This is a genomic window from Acinetobacter haemolyticus (assembly GCF_003323815.1).
Classification (GTDB): domain Bacteria; phylum Pseudomonadota; class Gammaproteobacteria; order Pseudomonadales; family Moraxellaceae; genus Acinetobacter; species Acinetobacter haemolyticus.
This window is the reverse complement of sequence record NZ_CP030880.1, coordinates 1,903,110-1,918,050: the sequence shown is the minus strand read 5'-3', so window position 1 is coordinate 1,918,050 and position 14,941 is coordinate 1,903,110. Positions and strand designations below refer to the sequence as shown.

14 protein-coding genes are annotated in these 14,941 nt (G+C 39.0%); 13 read left to right on the top strand and 1 reads right to left on the bottom strand.

Annotated elements, in window-relative coordinates:
• Positions 1–142: 142 nt before the first annotated feature.
• From rimO to lpxA, 12 genes are all read left to right on the top strand, one after another.
• Positions 143–1,486: a 30S ribosomal protein S12 methylthiotransferase RimO gene (rimO, locus tag DS737_RS08805; RefSeq protein ID WP_004638985.1), complete on the top strand. Its 1,344-nt coding sequence runs from the start codon at positions 143–145 to the stop codon at positions 1,484–1,486.
• A gap of 55 nt (positions 1,487–1,541) precedes the next feature.
• The gene (pyrH, locus tag DS737_RS08800) at positions 1,542–2,270 is read left to right on the top strand and encodes a UMP kinase (RefSeq protein WP_004638988.1); all 729 of its coding nucleotides are present in this window, start codon (positions 1,542–1,544) and stop codon (positions 2,268–2,270) included.
• 76 nt (positions 2,271–2,346) lie between these two features.
• Positions 2,347–2,901, top strand: coding sequence for a ribosome recycling factor (frr, locus tag DS737_RS08795; protein WP_004638989.1), 555 nt, complete (start codon positions 2,347–2,349; stop codon positions 2,899–2,901).
• A 3-nt stretch (positions 2,902–2,904) separates the two neighbouring features.
• Positions 2,905–3,654, top strand: coding sequence for a polyprenyl diphosphate synthase (gene uppS / locus DS737_RS08790; protein ID WP_004638991.1), 750 nt, complete (start codon positions 2,905–2,907; stop codon positions 3,652–3,654).
• Between the two features lie 2 nt (positions 3,655–3,656).
• Positions 3,657–4,481, top strand: coding sequence for a phosphatidate cytidylyltransferase (locus DS737_RS08785; protein ID WP_004638994.1), 825 nt, complete (start codon positions 3,657–3,659; stop codon positions 4,479–4,481).
• Complete coding sequence (ispC, locus tag DS737_RS08780; RefSeq protein WP_075315546.1) at positions 4,482–5,678, top strand: 1-deoxy-D-xylulose-5-phosphate reductoisomerase; 1,197 nt, start codon at positions 4,482–4,484, stop codon at positions 5,676–5,678.
• Positions 5,679–5,683: 5 nt separating this feature from the next.
• Positions 5,684–7,039 (top strand): RIP metalloprotease RseP, encoded by a 1,356-nt coding sequence (gene rseP / locus DS737_RS08775; protein WP_004638999.1) that lies wholly within the window; start codon positions 5,684–5,686, stop codon positions 7,037–7,039.
• A gap of 34 nt (positions 7,040–7,073) precedes the next feature.
• The gene (gene bamA, locus DS737_RS08770; RefSeq protein ID WP_113997338.1) at positions 7,074–9,623 is read left to right on the top strand and encodes an outer membrane protein assembly factor BamA; all 2,550 of its coding nucleotides are present in this window, start codon (positions 7,074–7,076) and stop codon (positions 9,621–9,623) included.
• Positions 9,624–9,667: 44 nt separating this feature from the next.
• Entirely contained in the window at positions 9,668–10,156 is a 489-nt protein-coding gene (locus DS737_RS08765) for an OmpH family outer membrane protein (RefSeq protein ID WP_005090640.1), read from the top strand.
• Positions 10,157–10,159: 3 nt separating this feature from the next.
• Complete coding sequence (gene lpxD / locus DS737_RS08760) at positions 10,160–11,230, top strand: UDP-3-O-(3-hydroxymyristoyl)glucosamine N-acyltransferase (protein WP_008941463.1); 1,071 nt, start codon at positions 10,160–10,162, stop codon at positions 11,228–11,230.
• A gap of 6 nt (positions 11,231–11,236) precedes the next feature.
• Positions 11,237–11,722, top strand: a complete 486-nt coding sequence (gene fabZ, locus DS737_RS08755) for a 3-hydroxyacyl-ACP dehydratase FabZ (protein WP_004639006.1) — start codon at positions 11,237–11,239, stop codon at positions 11,720–11,722.
• The gene (lpxA, locus tag DS737_RS08750; RefSeq protein ID WP_004639009.1) at positions 11,719–12,507 is read left to right on the top strand and encodes an acyl-ACP--UDP-N-acetylglucosamine O-acyltransferase; all 789 of its coding nucleotides are present in this window, start codon (positions 11,719–11,721) and stop codon (positions 12,505–12,507) included. Before fabZ ends, lpxA begins: the two co-directional genes overlap by 4 nt.
• Positions 12,508–12,558: 51 nt before the next feature.
• Here lpxA and DS737_RS08745 read toward each other — a convergent pair whose 3' ends face one another.
• Positions 12,559–13,491 carry an AraC family transcriptional regulator gene (locus DS737_RS08745; protein WP_005090635.1) on the bottom strand — a complete coding sequence of 311 codons (933 nt, stop codon included), beginning with the start codon at positions 13,489–13,491 and terminating at the stop codon, positions 12,559–12,561.
• A gap of 188 nt (positions 13,492–13,679) precedes the next feature.
• Here DS737_RS08745 and DS737_RS08740 point away from each other — a divergent pair, with 188 nt between their 5' ends.
• Positions 13,680–14,918 (top strand): alkane 1-monooxygenase, encoded by a 1,239-nt coding sequence (locus DS737_RS08740; RefSeq protein ID WP_113997337.1) that lies wholly within the window; start codon positions 13,680–13,682, stop codon positions 14,916–14,918.
• The last annotated feature ends 23 nt before the right edge of the window (positions 14,919–14,941 follow it).

Here is a 14,941-nt window from a genome sequence, read left to right as displayed (position 1 = left end):
TCATGTTCCAAAATGGTGCATGTGTGGATTTTTATCAAAACTTTGGTTGTATTTTGGTGCATTACACAAAGAGATGGCTTTGTAGCTATGCGTAAGGCGAGAAAAGACATACAATACGCCGATTCAAGTGGAGCGCAGATTCATGAAGACCCCCAAAGTCGGTTTTGTATCTTTAGGTTGTCCTAAGGCATTGGTAGATTCTGAACGAATTTTAACTCAGTTAAAGACTGAAGGTTATCAAGTTGCATCAGATTATGATGGTGCAGATTTGGTTGTGATTAACACCTGTGGTTTTATTGAATCTGCAGTACAAGAGTCTTTAGATGCGATTGGCGAAGCCATGAGCGAAAATGGTCGAGTTATCGTTACAGGTTGCCTAGGTAAGGACGAAGATAAAATCCGCCAAATGCACCCAAATGTTTTAAAAGTAACAGGTGCTGCGGCATATCAAGATGTGATGGAAGCTGTGCATGAGTATGTACCAGCACCACCAAAACACAATCCATTTATTGATTTAGTTCCTGAGCAAGGTGTGCGTTTAACGCCAAAGCATTATGCTTATTTGAAAATCTCAGAAGGATGTAACCACCGTTGTACATTCTGCATCATCCCAAGTATGCGTGGTGACTTGGTTTCTCGTCCTGTAGGTCAAGTGCTCGATGAAGCAGCAGCGCTTAAGCGTGCGGGCGTAAAAGAAGTTTTGGTGATTTCCCAAGATACTTCTGCGTATGGTGTAGATACTAAGTACAAGTTGGATTTTTGGAATGGGCAGCCAGTCAAAACCAAATTCTATGATATGTGTGAGGCACTTGGTCAATTAGGTATATGGGTACGTTTACATTACGTTTATCCTTATCCACATGTGGATGCTGCGATTGATTTAATGGCACAAGGCAAAATTTTACCTTATTTAGATATCCCTTTTCAGCACGCCAGTCCGCGCATCTTAAAATTGATGAAGCGACCAGCTCACAGTGAAAATACATTAGAGCGCCTTAAATTGTGGCGTGAAAAATGTCCTGAATTGGTGATTCGTTCTACTTTTGTTGTTGGTTTCCCTGGCGAAACAGAAGAAGATTTTCAAATGCTCTTAGATTGGTTGAAAGAAGCACAACTTGATCGTGTTGGATGCTTTACATATTCGCCAGTTGAAGGTGCGACAGCAAATGATTTGCCAGATCATGTACCAGAAGAAGTAAAACAAGAACGCTATGAACGTTTTATGGAAGTTCAGCAGCAAATTTCGGCTGCTAAATTACAAAAGCGTATTGGTCAGCGAATGATCGTGTTAGTTGATAGTTTGGAAGAAGAGTTCCCAGTTGCAGTCGCACGTTCGTATGCTGATGCACCAGAGATTGATGGTAATGTTTTTGTTGAAGATATCGACAAGAGTGTAATTCAAGCAGGTAATTTGCTTGAGGTCGAAATTACAGATGCGGATGAATATGATTTATTTGCAAAGTTAATTGCGATTAAATCTACTTAATGTTGAATGAGATATAAAGAATAATTTTTGAGATTGGTCGGTTTGGAGTAACAGTATGTCAACGTCTAAAAATCCACGTTATGCGCGAATTTTGCTAAAGCTTTCGGGTGAAGCTTTAGCTGGAAATAAAGATATGGGTATCGATGCCCAAGTTCTAGATCAAATGTCACTTTCAATTGCGCACCTAGTAGGTTTGGGTGTTCAGGTCGGTATCGTGGTTGGTGGTGGTAATTTATACCGCGGTAGCCAATTGCAAAAAGACGGCTTGGTTGGACGTGTAACTGGCGATCAAATGGGAATGTTGGCAACCGTTATGAATGGCCTAGCAATGCGAGATGCATTGGTTCGTCGCAATATTAAAACCCGTTTAATGTCAGCTTTGTCGATCGGAACAGTGGTGGAGTCATATTCTAGTCGCGATGCGATTCGCCATTTAAGTCAAGGCGAGGTTTGTGTTTTTGTAGCAGGTACAGGCAATCCATTCTTTACAACTGATACTGCGGCTTGCTTGCGTGGTATTGAGATCGAAGCGAATTTGATCTTAAAAGCAACCAAAGTTGATGGTGTATATAATAAAGATCCAAGTAAATATGATGACGCTGTAAAATATGACAATCTGACTTTTGATCAAGTGCTTGATGAAAAGCTAGGTGTAATGGATCTTACCGCAATTTGTTTATGTCGTGACCATAATGTGCCATTACAAGTCTTTGATATGAACAAATCTGGTGCATTGCTTTCCGTCGTAATGGGCGAAAAAGAAGGAACTCACGTTACGAACTAATGTACGTAAGCCTGAAAGCTCTTTATACTACGCATAATTTTTTTGTAATATCTCATGAATAAGTAAGGAAGATCATATGATTAACGATCTTAAAAAAGACGCAGAAGACCGTATGAATAAGTCACTTGACTCGTTAGAACATGGTTTTGCCAAGGTTCGTACTGGACGTGCTCACCCATCAATTTTAAATGGTGTGATGGTTCCTTACTATGGTTCTGATGTTCCGCTTAACCAAGTTGCAAACATTGGGCTTGAGGATTCACGTACTTTACTCGTGCAACCATTCGAACGTTCAATGGTTTCTGCAATTGATAAAGCGATACGTGAGGCAGGTTTAGGATTGAATCCTATTACGGCTGACGCTATTCGTGTACCAATGGCAGCATTGACGGAGGAAACTCGTCGCGATATGCAAAAAGTTGCACGTAATGAAGCAGAAAATGCAAAAGTGGCGATTCGAAATATTCGTCGTGATGTATTGGGTGATATCAAAGCATTATTGAAAGAAAAAGAAATTTCTGAAGATGATGATCGTCGTGCATCAGATGAAATTCAAAAAATTACGGATAAATTTGTTGCCGAGGTTGATAAGCGTCTTGCAGCGAAAGAAGCAGAATTGATGAAGGTCTGATTTATGACCTCATCAGAAGAACATCATCCTCCTCAACATGTTGCCATCATTATGGATGGCAACAATCGTTTTGCTAAAAAAAAGCAAATGCAAAAAGGCGATGGACATCGTGAGGGTAAAAATGTCCTAGATCCTGTCGTTGAACACTGTAAAAGATCAGGTGTACGTGCTTTAACTGTTTTTGCATTTTCAAGTGAAAATTGGAATCGACCACAATATGAGGTTGATTTACTCATGCAGTTGCTCAAAGAAACAATCTATGAGCAGCTTCCTCGTATGGAAAAATTCAATATTGCATTACGTTTTATTGGTGATCGATCTAGATTATCAGAAGAATTACGGGATTTGATGCAAGAAGCGGAGCAGAAAACAGCTGCGTTTGATTCTATGACACTTTCTATTGCAATTAGTTATGGTGGTATGTGGGATATGGCACATGCTGCAAAATCTATTGCTGAAGATGTGGTTGCAGGAAAGCTCCAAACAGATCAGATAAATGTTGATTTATTTGATAAATATGTCAGTCTAAATGATTTACCAGCTGTCGATTTGTTGATTCGTACAGGCGGTGATTATCGTTTGTCTAACTTCTTGCTGTGGCAGGCGGCCTATGCGGAGTTGTATTTTACCGATACTTTATGGCCAGAATTTACCATAAAGGAGTTAGATCACGCATTCCGTGTTTTCTCAGGGCGAGAAAGACGTTTTGGTAAAACCTCTGAACAAATTCAACAAGCGAAAATAGAGAATTAATAATGTTTGAGCGGATTATTACCGCATTGGTGTTAGTTGCAGTTGTTTTAAGTTGCATGTTTGCAACGCAATCACATTATCCAATGTTTGTGCTTATGATTTTAGCTGCGGGGGTAGCAGGTTATGAGTGGTTTAAACTCATGCCTCGTGTTCAAACGACTGCATCAAAACCCAAAGCATGGGTATATGGTGGCTTTGTTGCACTAGTTTCGACACTTGCATTGTTTTATGATGATGTTGCACTGTTACTTTGGGCTGCATCTATTCTCACTTGGCTAGGTAGTATTTATTGGGTGAGGAATTATCCCGAATCTGATAATTGGTACAATCCGTCATTATATCTTATTGGCTTTATCTTAATTTCAGCTGCGGTTACAGCGCTATATGCGGTTTGGCATAGTTCGCCATGGTGGTTAATGTATTTGTTCCTTTTGGTTTGGGGAGCAGATAGTGGGGCTTATTTTGTGGGTCGTAAGTTTGGTCAAAAGAAACTTGCACCTTCAGTCAGTCCAAATAAATCACTAGAAGGTTTGTATGGTGGTATTGCAACAACTGTAATTATTATGTTGGTTGTTCAATATTTCTATCTAAATCTAACAATTGTACAGTTGATCCTATTTTTAATGCTCTCCATCATTACTGTATTTGCGTCAGTTTTAGGTGACTTATTTGAATCTATGATTAAGCGTCGTGCAGGTATTAAAGATTCTGGACGCGTGTTGCCAGGTCATGGTGGTGTGCTTGATCGTATTGATTCTTTACTTGCAGCCGCTCCGATTTTTGCAGCTGGAATGTATATTTTAAAACTTATTGGTGTAGATCTTTAGATGACTCAAGCTGTATGTATATTGGGTGTTACGGGCTCAATTGGACAAAGTACTTTAAGAGTATTACAACAACACCCAGATCAATACTCAGTATTTGCAGTTTCTGCTTATAGTCGTTTAGATGAACTTTTAGAAATTTGTAAACAATTTCATCCGAAAGTTGTTGTGGTTCCAAATAAAAAAGCATTGGAATTACAACAAAGATTCAAGCAAGAAAATTTAAACAATATTGAAATATTAACCGATGAAGCAGGTCTTGTTGCAATAGCTGAGCATTCAGAAGTTGATATTGTGATGGCAGCAATCGTCGGTGCTGCTGGGCTTTTGCCGACCTTGGCTGCGGTCAAGGCAGGCAAGCGTGTATTACTTGCGAATAAAGAGTCACTGGTGATGTCTGGTGATATCATGATGCAAGCTGCTAAGCAACATAATGCATTGTTATTGCCTGTAGACTCCGAACATAATGCAATTTTTCAATCACTTCCACATGATTATTTAGATGCTGAAAGAACGGGACAACCTCAGTTAGGCGTGTCTCGTATCCTATTAACAGCATCAGGTGGTCCATTTTTAAATCATTCGTTGGAACAATTATCCAAGGTCACTCCTCAACAAGCGTGCAAGCATCCGAATTGGTCGATGGGGCAAAAGATTTCTGTTGATTCTGCAACTCTGATGAATAAGGGGTTGGAATTGATAGAGGCGTGTCATTTGTTTTCAATATCCGAACATTTTGTTACAGTTGTTGTCCATCCACAAAGTATTATTCATTCGATGGTGCAATATGTGGATGGTTCGACTTTGGCACAAATGGGTAATCCTGATATGTGTACACCAATTGCACATGCATTGGCTTGGCCAAAACGTTTGGCAACAGATGTTCCGGCGTTAAATTTATTTGATACGGCACAGCTTGATTTTCAAGCACCTGATATTATTAAGTTTCCTGCATTGGATTTAGCTCGTCAAGCGATGCGTGCAGGCGGTTTGGCACCAACGATCTTAAATGCTGCGAATGAAATTGCTGTTTCGGCTTTTTTGCAGCATAAAATTAAGTTTACAGCGATTCCTGAAGTTGTTGGACATACTTTACAAGTTGTACAAAACGCTAAAGCAGAAAATATAGACATCATTTTGCATACTGATATGATCGCTAGACAAGTTGCAGAGACGTATATTGTGGATATAGGGGGCTAAATCGTATGAATGCACTATTTATGATTGTTGCAGCGATTTTATTACTTGGTCCACTTATCGCTATTCATGAATTTGGTCATTATTGGGTTGCTCGTAAATTAGGTGTCAAAGTCTTGGTTTATTCCATTGGTTTTGGTCCTACGTTATTGAAATGGCAATCCAAAAAATCAGGTATTCAATATCAGCTTTCTGCATTACCTTTGGGCGGTTACGTCAAAATGCTCGATGAGCGTGAGGGAAATGTCGCTGAAAAGGATCTTCCTTATGCATTTAATCGACAATCACCTTGGAAAAGGATTGCGATTGTTGCAGCAGGGCCGTTGGTTAACTTGATTTTTGCTGTATTACTGTTCTGGATTTTATTTTTACCCGCTCAGGAACAATTGAACACACGTATTGGCAAGATCATGCCGGATACTGTTGCTGCACAGGTTGATTTACAGGTGGGTGACAAAGTGGTTGCTGTTGATGGTCAGTCAACACCAACTTGGGAAAAACTAAATTTTGCATTAATTAACCGTATTGGTGAGTCTGGGCAGGTTTCAGTCGTTGTAGACCGTGAGGGTTCTGAAAAACAATTTAATTTGCCGATTCAGAACTTCCTTAAAGATCAAAGTCAGTCTCCTTTGGATGCATTGGGGTTTTTACCTTATCGGCCGATGATTCCAGCAGTAGTAAAAGAGTTGACTACTGATGGTGCTGCAATACGTCAAGGCATGAAAGAGGGTGATCGAATTGTTGCGATTAATAATGTCGCAATGAATGACTGGTTTGATGTGGTTAATGTAGTACAAAACTCTCCAGAAAAATTGCTGAACGTAGATGTAATGCGTCAGGGTGAATTGGTTCATTTACAGATGATCCCTCGTGGTCAACGTGACAATATGGGTAACGTTACCGGTGTTTTGGGTGTTAAAAGTGATGCAGGTAAAGTCACGATACCAAATGAATATAAGCAAACAATTCAGTACACACCTTTAGAGGCTTTAGGTGTAGCTTTTGATAAAACAGTGCAACTTTCACAGATGATTTTTAACTCGATCGTTAAAATGATTCGAGGATTGATTGGTCTGGATAATTTATCTGGTCCAATTACGATTGCTAAAGTGGCTGGACAAAGTGCGGAAATGGGATGGCAAACTTTTATTTCCTTTATGGCACTTATGAGTGTGAGCTTGGGGATTTTAAACCTGTTGCCAATTCCTATGCTTGATGGTGGTCATCTAGTTTATTACTTTATCGAGATCATCCGTGGAAAACCTGTTTCTGAACAAATACAGATATTGGGTCTAAAAGTTGGTATGTTACTGCTCGGTAGCATGATGCTTTTGGCTTTATTTAACGACTTCATGCGTTTATAAAAACGCAAATGGAATTTAACTTACTGGAAAATATATGGGCATGCGTCACACACATTTATTAATGCCTTTGGCACTGGTTAGTGCGATGGCAGTGGTACAACAAGCATACGCAGCAGATGAGTTTCTTGCACGAGATATACGAATTGATGGGCTAGTGCGTTTAACACCTGCAAGTATCTATTCGATGTTACCAATAAATAGTGGTGATCGTGTAAGTGACCCAATGATCGCGGAAGCAATTCGTAGCTTATATGCTTCGGGTTTGTTTGATGATATCAAGGCATATAAGCAAAATGATGTTTTGATCTTCAACGTTGTCGAGCGACCAGTTATTTCAAAACTGGAATTTAAAGGCAATAAACTCATTCCTAAAGAAGCCTTAGAACAAGGCTTAAAGAAAATGGGTATTGCTGAAGGAGAGGTTTTCAAAAAATCTGCGTTACAGATTATTGAAACTGAACTAGAGCAACAATATACCCAACAAGGGCGTTATGATGCTGATGTGACGGTTGAAACCGTAGCACGACCAAATAACCGTGTTGAGTTGATGTTGAATTTCAACGAAGGTACTGCAGCAAAAGTTTTCGATATCAATATTATCGGCAATACAGTATTTAGTGATAGTGATATCAAGCAAGCCTTTGCGGTAAAAGAAAGTGGTTGGGCTTCTATTGTTACCCGTAATGACCGTTACGCTCGTGAGAAAATGGCAGCAAGCTTAGAGGCTTTACGTGCACTGTATCTCAACAAGGGTTATATCAATTTTAATATTATTAATTCACAACTAAATATCAGTGAAGATAAAAAAAATATCTTTATTGAAGTTTCAGTAGATGAAGGCAGTCAGTTTAAGTTTGGTGAAACCAAATTTTTAGGTGATGCACTTTACAAACCAGAAGAGTTGAATGCCTTAAAGCTTTATAAAGATGGTGAGACTTATTCGCAAGAGCGTGTAAATGCGGTTAAGCAATTATTACTGCGTAAGTATGGTAATGCAGGTTATTACTACGCTGAAGTCAATGTCGTTCCAGATATTAATAATGAAACGGGTATTGTTAATCTAAATTATTATGTGAATCCTGGGCAGCAAGTTACAGTTCGTCGTGTTAACTTTTCAGGAAACAATAAAACTGCTGACGAAGTCTTACGCCGCGAAATGCGTCAGATGGAAGGTGCTTTAGCCAGTAATGAAAAAATTGACCTGTCTAAAATCCGTCTAGAACGTACTGGTTTCTTTAAAACTGTAGATGTGAAGCCTGTTCGTGTTCCGAACTCACCAGATCAGGTAGATCTGAATGTTGCCGTAGAAGAGCAACACTCAGGTACAACCACGCTTGCTGTGGGTTATTCACAAAATGGTGGTGTGACGTTCCAAGCGGGCTTAAGTCAAACCAACTTTATGGGAACTGGTAATCGTGTTGCGATAGATCTTTCTCGTTCAGAGACACAAGATTACTACAACTTAAGTGTGACTGATCCATACTTTACGATTGATGGTGTAAGTCGTGGTTACAATGTTTATTACCGTAAGACAAAGCTGAATGAAAACTATAACGTTAACAACTACGTAACGGATAGTATCGGTGGTAGTTTAAGTTTTGGTTATCCAATTGATGAAAATCAGAGTTTAAGTGCTTCACTTGGTATTGATCAGACTAAAGTCAGAACTGGTCCAAGTGTATCGACTTATATTCGTGATTATTTACTTGCAAATGGTGGGAAGACTACGGGATCTTCTACTTGGTGTCCAAGTGGCGAAAATGAGACGGTGTTTGACCCCGATAATCCACTTACTCCGAAACCAGAACCAGGAACATGTAAAGGGGGATTTGAGGACTATAACAGTGCATTTGAAGGTGAATTCCTGACCTATATGCTTAATTTAGGTTGGTCATATAATACACTCAATCGCCCTGTATTCCCGACTTCCGGTATGTCGCATCGTGTAGGTCTTGAAGTTGGTCTTCCAGGTAGTGATGTCGACTATCAAAAACTAACTTATGATGCCCAAGCATTTAAATCATTAGGTGCGGGCTTTGTTCTCCGTGGTTACGGAAAGTTAGGTTATGGTAATGATTTACCATTCTATAAAAACTTCTATGCAGGTGGTTATGGTTCGGTGCGTGGTTATGATAACAGTTCATTAGGACCTAGATATCCAAGCGTGATTTTCCAAGAAACAAACCGGAATGACCCTGATCCAGAGGAAGTGGGTGGTAATGCACTTGTTCAGTTTGGTACTGAATTGGCATTACCAGTACCATTCAAAGGCGATTGGGCACGACAAGTGCGTCCAGTCATATTTGCTGAAGGTGCACAAGTTTTCGATACCAAATGTGATATTTCAAATAGCGCGTATGGTGAGAAAGGTATGATCCTGAACGGTCAAGCCATTTCTGATGTTAAGCAATACTGTAAAGATAATTACGGTTTAGATTTTGGAAATTTACGTTATAGCGTAGGCGTTGGTTTTACATGGATTACCATGATTGGACCTTTATCACTGAGCTATGCTTACCCGCTTAATGATAAGAAGGGTGATGATACTAAATCAATCCAATTCGAAATTGGTCGTACTTTCTAAGTACGACCTCGGTTAAATTTGTAAAATATATAAAGGACGGACTCATGAAAACATTAACAGCACTGGTATTCGGTTTGGGTTTAACTGTATCAGCTTTTAGCAATGCTGCTGGTATAGCAGTGGTAGACTTAGCAAAAGTTGTAGAAAGCAGCACTTATCTCAAACAACAAAATGCAAGCTTAGGTCAGTCAGTAAAACCAACATCGACGAAGTTAGAGCAGTTAGGCAAAGAAATCGAGACTTTACAGCAACGTGCTCAATCGGCAAATCAAGCGGATTTGCAGAAACTTTCGGCTCAGTACCAAGCAAAAGTGAATGAATTCAATACGACACAACAAAGCTTGCAGACTAAAGTTCAGTCAACTTTGCAAACGATGAATACCACTTTTGAGAATCGTGTGAAGCAAGCAGCTGAACAATTGCGTAAAGAGAACAATTTAGACTTTATTTTGAATAAAAATTCTACGATTGCCTCTGACGCTCAGTATGATTTAACTGATAAAATGATTCAAAAGGTCAATGCAATGAAATAATCAATGAATAGACGTAGTTACCGTTTAGAAGAAATTGCTCACCTTGTACAAGGTGAGTTTTTTGGTGAAAAAGACTTCGAAATTTTTAACTTAGCAAGTTTAGAACAAGCACAAAGTCAGCACATAAGTTTTGTAAATGGTGATAAGTATTTAGCACAGGCTGAGTCAAGTCTTGCTGGCGTTTATATCGTCACACCGACATTAAAAGCGCAATTGAAAGATAAGAAAAACTTTATTGTTGTTGAAAATCCTTATTTAGCTTTCGCAATGTTAACCCATGTTTTTGCAAAAAAAATAACTCAACGTGGAATTGAAAGCACAGCCCAGATCCATCCTTCAGCTATCATCGCAGATGATGCCTATATTGGTCATTATGCTGTAATTGGTGAAAACTGTGTGGTTGGTGCTAACACGATTATTCAAGCTCATGTATTTTTAGATGATCATGTTGAAGTGGGCAAAGATGGTTTCATTGATACTCATGTGACGATCACAGGCGAAGCAAAACTTGGTGATCGTGTTCGTATTCATGCAAATACAGTGATTGGCTCTGAAGGTTTTGGTTTTGCACCATACCAAGGAAAATGGCATCGAATTGCCCAGTTGGGTTCTGTTCGTATCGGAAATGATGTTCGTATCGGTTCAAATTGCAGCATTGATCGTGGTGCTTTAGATGACACAATTTTAGAAGATGGTGTCATTATTGATAACCTTGTGCAAATCGCTCACAATGTACAGATCGGTGAAAACACTGCGATAGCAGCAAATTGTGGTATTGCAGGAAGTGCGAAGATTGGCAAAAACTGCATACTTGGTGGGGCGAGTGGGGTTGTTGGACACCTAGAAATCACAGATAATGTGACACTTACAGCAATGTCAATGGTCACAAAAAATATTTATGAAGCTGGAACCTATTCTTCAGGAATGGGACTTTTTGAAAATAAGCACTGGAAAAAGACGATTGTACGTTTAAGACAATTAGCAGATGTGCCATTGACCCAAATAATGAAAAGACTGGATCATATGCAAGCTCAATTAGAGTCCCTTGAATCAACCTTAAAGTTACGTAAATAATTTATTATGACCGAGTCTACATTACCAGCATTTACAATGCCTGAATTACCAATGGATATTCTCACCATTCGTGAATATTTACCGCATCGTTATCCTTTTTTATTGGTTGACAGAGTAACAGACGTTACAGAGAACAGCATCGTTGGCTATAAAAATGTGACGATCAACGAGGAGTTTTTCCAAGGGCACTTTCCAGCTTACCCAATTATGCCTGGTGTTTTAATCATTGAAGCATTAGCGCAAGTCTCTGGTATTCTGGGTTTTGTACTCACTAACCAAAAGCCAAAAGCAGGTTCATTATTTTTATTTGCCGGTGCAGAAAAAATAAGATTTAAGAAACAGGTTGTTGCGGGTGACCAGCTTGTCTTAAAATCTGAACTTGTGATGCAAAAACGTGGCATTTACAAGTACAATTGTACTGCAAGTGTTGACGGCATTGTTGCGGCAACAGCTGAGATTATTATTTCACACCAGAAAATTGAGCAGGCATGAGTAGTCAAAATTTAATACATCCTACAGCAATTATTGATCCGTCTGCAGAAATCGCATCTGATGTGCAGATCGGACCTTATTGTATTGTGGGTCCAAATGTAAGTATTGACACAGGTACAAAATTACACTCACATGTAGTGATTGGTGGTTTTACACGGATTGGTAAAAATAACGATATTTTTCAATTCGCAAGTGTTGGGGAAATCTGCCAAGATTTGAAGTATAAAGGCGAAGAAACTTGGTTAGAAATTGGGGATCACAACACGATTCGTGAGCATTGCACATTACACCGCGGTACTGTACAGGATCAAGGTCTGACTAAAATTGGTAGTCATAACCTTTTTATGGTCAATACGCACATTGCACATGACTGTATTATTGGTGATCACAATATTTTTGCCAACAACGTGGGTATTGCTGGACATGTACATGTGGGAAATCATGTCATTGTTGGTGGTAATGCTGGTGTACATCAATTCTGTCGAATCGATTCATATAGTATGATTGGTGGTGCTGCGTTGATCCTGAAAGATGTGCCTGCTTATGTGTTGGCTTCCGGTAATCCTGCACATGCGCATGGTTTAAATATCGAAGGTATGCGACGTAAAGGTTGGTCTAGAGAAACGATTCAGGGTCTAAGAACTGCATACAAACTGATTTATAAATCGGGTTTGACAACTGAACAAGCAATTGAGCAAATTCGAAATGAGATTTTAGGCTCAGTTTCAGAAGCGCAGTTGTTGATTGACTCATTAGAACAATCAACACGTGGCATCGTACGATAATTTATTGGTCATCTAAAAAGACACCTCGGTGTCTTTTTTTATTTGTACAATTTAAGGTTCAACTTCAACATATTGCTGTCGATATTGCTTAGGTGATAATTCAAAAGTTCGTTTAAATGCTTGGCTGAAAGCCGTTTCAGATGAATAGCCCACTTTATTGGCGATGACTTGTATAGAGTAGTTGCTTTTACGTAAATATTGGCTTGCTAGGCGCATACGATGCTGTTGTAAATAGGCGAGAGGAGACTCACCAATTACTTCATGGAATAAACTCGCAAACTTCGAGCGTGACATACAGCACTGCTCTGCAAGGGATTCGACAGTCCAAGCATCTTCCGGATGATTGTGAATCGCTGCGAGACTATTACTAAGCTCGGGGTGATTTAATGCACTAAGCCAGCCATGTTGACTCGAAATTTGTTGAATATGGTCGCGGATACATTTGATTAGTAAAATATTAACTAGATGATCGATAATAATATCTCGACCTGCTTGAATATTTTGAGTCTCTAATGCCAGAAAATGTAATCCAATTTGCAGCCATTCAGGCGCTGTATTATCACCTTGTTGAATATGAATGAGTGAGGGTAGAGCTTGAATAAATGGACGAGCCATAATCGTATCAATTTGACATCGAATGGTAAGTATCAGATTTTTTTCAGATGACTCTGTACCAAACTCAACTGCTTCTTCACGATGACCATCAAACAATTTTGAGATATCAACCGCATCAATAAGCTTGGTGATGGCATTATCTGCGCCTGTATGTGCCTGTCCCGATGGGATTAAGACAATTTCACCTGCATGTGCGACGAGATTATTCTGCGCATCAATTTGAATATATACTGAACCGACTAAAACAATATGTACGATCAAAGCAGCTTGATCTTGGCAAATGAATCCCCATTCTCCTTGTGTTTTCAAATAGATATATTCAGTGTGATTTAAATGAATATCTGCAAAAATTTTACTTAAGGCGTCCATATGCGTTTTATATAATGTATGTAATTTAAATTATAGAGAGCTATTGTAATAACTCAATATGTGTTTTTAGGACAAAAACAGGGGGGATTACGCCAAAGACTTATACATAGGTTTTTTGGACGCTTGCAACTGTCATCGCCTTCATAATTCTTCAAAATATACATATATACGAAGACATGGATACGACGATGAATGCGCCAGTAAATGTTAGTCAAGAACTTACGCCAGTAAGCATTCCAAAATCAAAAACTGAATTGGATCGTAAACGTTATCTATGGGCCATCAGCCCAGCTTTACCTGTAATTGGAATTGGAATTTTAGCAGGTTATCAATTTGCCCCTCGTCCCCTAAAGAAAATCTTCGCTTTAGGCGGTCCGATTGTTTTACATATTGTCATTCCAACAATTGATACGATTATTGGTAAAGATGCGAATAATCCAAGCGACGAAGATATTAAATTGCTGGAAAAAGATCCGTATTATTCTCGCTTAGTAAAAAGCTTTATTCCATTACAATATGCAGCGAACTTATATGCATGTTATTTAACAAGCCGAAAAGAAACCTCTTTTCTTGATAAAATTTTGCTTGGTGTTTCAATGGGTGCGATCAATGGTATCGCCATTAATACGGCACATGAGTTGAGTCATAAACATGATCGTATTGATCATATTCTTTCTCACTTAGCATTGGTACCTACAGGTTATAACCATTTCCGTGTTGAACATCCTTACGGTCATCATAAGCGTGCCGCAACTCCTGAAGATCCAGCGTCTTCACAAATGGGGGAAACTTTTTACGAATTTTGGCCACGTACAGTGATTGGTTCTTTAAAATCTGCAATTGAGATTGAAACCAATCGTTTAAAACGTAAAGGCAAAGAGTTCTGGTCTACAGAGAATGAGTTGTTACAAGGTTGGGGCATGAGTGCTGCATTTCATGGTTCAATGGTTGGTTTATTTGGAAAAGGTGTAATTCCATATTTAGCAACTCAAGCATTTTATGGCATTAGTTTATTTGAAATTATTAACTATATTGAACACTATGGTTTAAAACGTCAAAAAGATGCAAACGGCAAGTATCAACGTACAATGCCAGAGCATAGCTGGAACAACAATAATATCGTAACGAACTTATTCTTGTACCAATTGCAACGTCACTCGGATCATCATGCTTATCCAACTCGTCCGTTCCAAGCTTTACGTCATTTTGATGAGGCACCAGAGTTGCCAAGTGGTTATGCAAGTATGCTTCTACCAGCATTGATTCCACCTCTATGGTTTAAAATGATGGATAAACGTGTTGTTGATCACTACAAAGGTGATTTAAACAAAGCGAACATTTATCCAAAACGTCGTGCAAAACTTTTCAAAAAATTTGGCGGGGTTGATCAATCATTAGTACAAACGTCTACGAAAACTACAGACTAATACTAAAATTTGAGGTCTGTTAA

What these genes read in the sequence shown, in the direction of transcription:
- DS737_RS08765 (WP_005090640.1), top strand. Translation starts at nt 9,668, where the DNA reads ATGAAAACATTAACAGCACTGGTATTCGGTTTGGGTTTAACTGTATCA.
- rimO (WP_004638985.1), top strand. Translation starts at nt 143, where the DNA reads ATGAAGACCCCCAAAGTCGGTTTTGTATCTTTAGGTTGTCCTAAGGCA.
- DS737_RS08745 (WP_005090635.1), bottom strand. Translation starts at nt 13,491, where the DNA reads ATGGACGCCTTAAGTAAAATTTTTGCAGATATTCATTTAAATCACACT.
- DS737_RS08740 (WP_113997337.1), top strand. Translation starts at nt 13,680, where the DNA reads ATGAATGCGCCAGTAAATGTTAGTCAAGAACTTACGCCAGTAAGCATT.
- uppS (WP_004638991.1), top strand. Translation starts at nt 2,905, where the DNA reads ATGACCTCATCAGAAGAACATCATCCTCCTCAACATGTTGCCATCATT.
- lpxA (WP_004639009.1), top strand. Translation starts at nt 11,719, where the DNA reads ATGAGTAGTCAAAATTTAATACATCCTACAGCAATTATTGATCCGTCT.
- DS737_RS08785 (WP_004638994.1), top strand. Translation starts at nt 3,657, where the DNA reads ATGTTTGAGCGGATTATTACCGCATTGGTGTTAGTTGCAGTTGTTTTA.
- rseP (WP_004638999.1), top strand. Translation starts at nt 5,684, where the DNA reads ATGAATGCACTATTTATGATTGTTGCAGCGATTTTATTACTTGGTCCA.
- fabZ (WP_004639006.1), top strand. Translation starts at nt 11,237, where the DNA reads ATGACCGAGTCTACATTACCAGCATTTACAATGCCTGAATTACCAATG.
- ispC (WP_075315546.1), top strand. Translation starts at nt 4,482, where the DNA reads ATGACTCAAGCTGTATGTATATTGGGTGTTACGGGCTCAATTGGACAA.
- lpxD (WP_008941463.1), top strand. Translation starts at nt 10,160, where the DNA reads ATGAATAGACGTAGTTACCGTTTAGAAGAAATTGCTCACCTTGTACAA.
- bamA (WP_113997338.1), top strand. Translation starts at nt 7,074, where the DNA reads ATGGGCATGCGTCACACACATTTATTAATGCCTTTGGCACTGGTTAGT.
- frr (WP_004638989.1), top strand. Translation starts at nt 2,347, where the DNA reads ATGATTAACGATCTTAAAAAAGACGCAGAAGACCGTATGAATAAGTCA.
- pyrH (WP_004638988.1), top strand. Translation starts at nt 1,542, where the DNA reads ATGTCAACGTCTAAAAATCCACGTTATGCGCGAATTTTGCTAAAGCTT.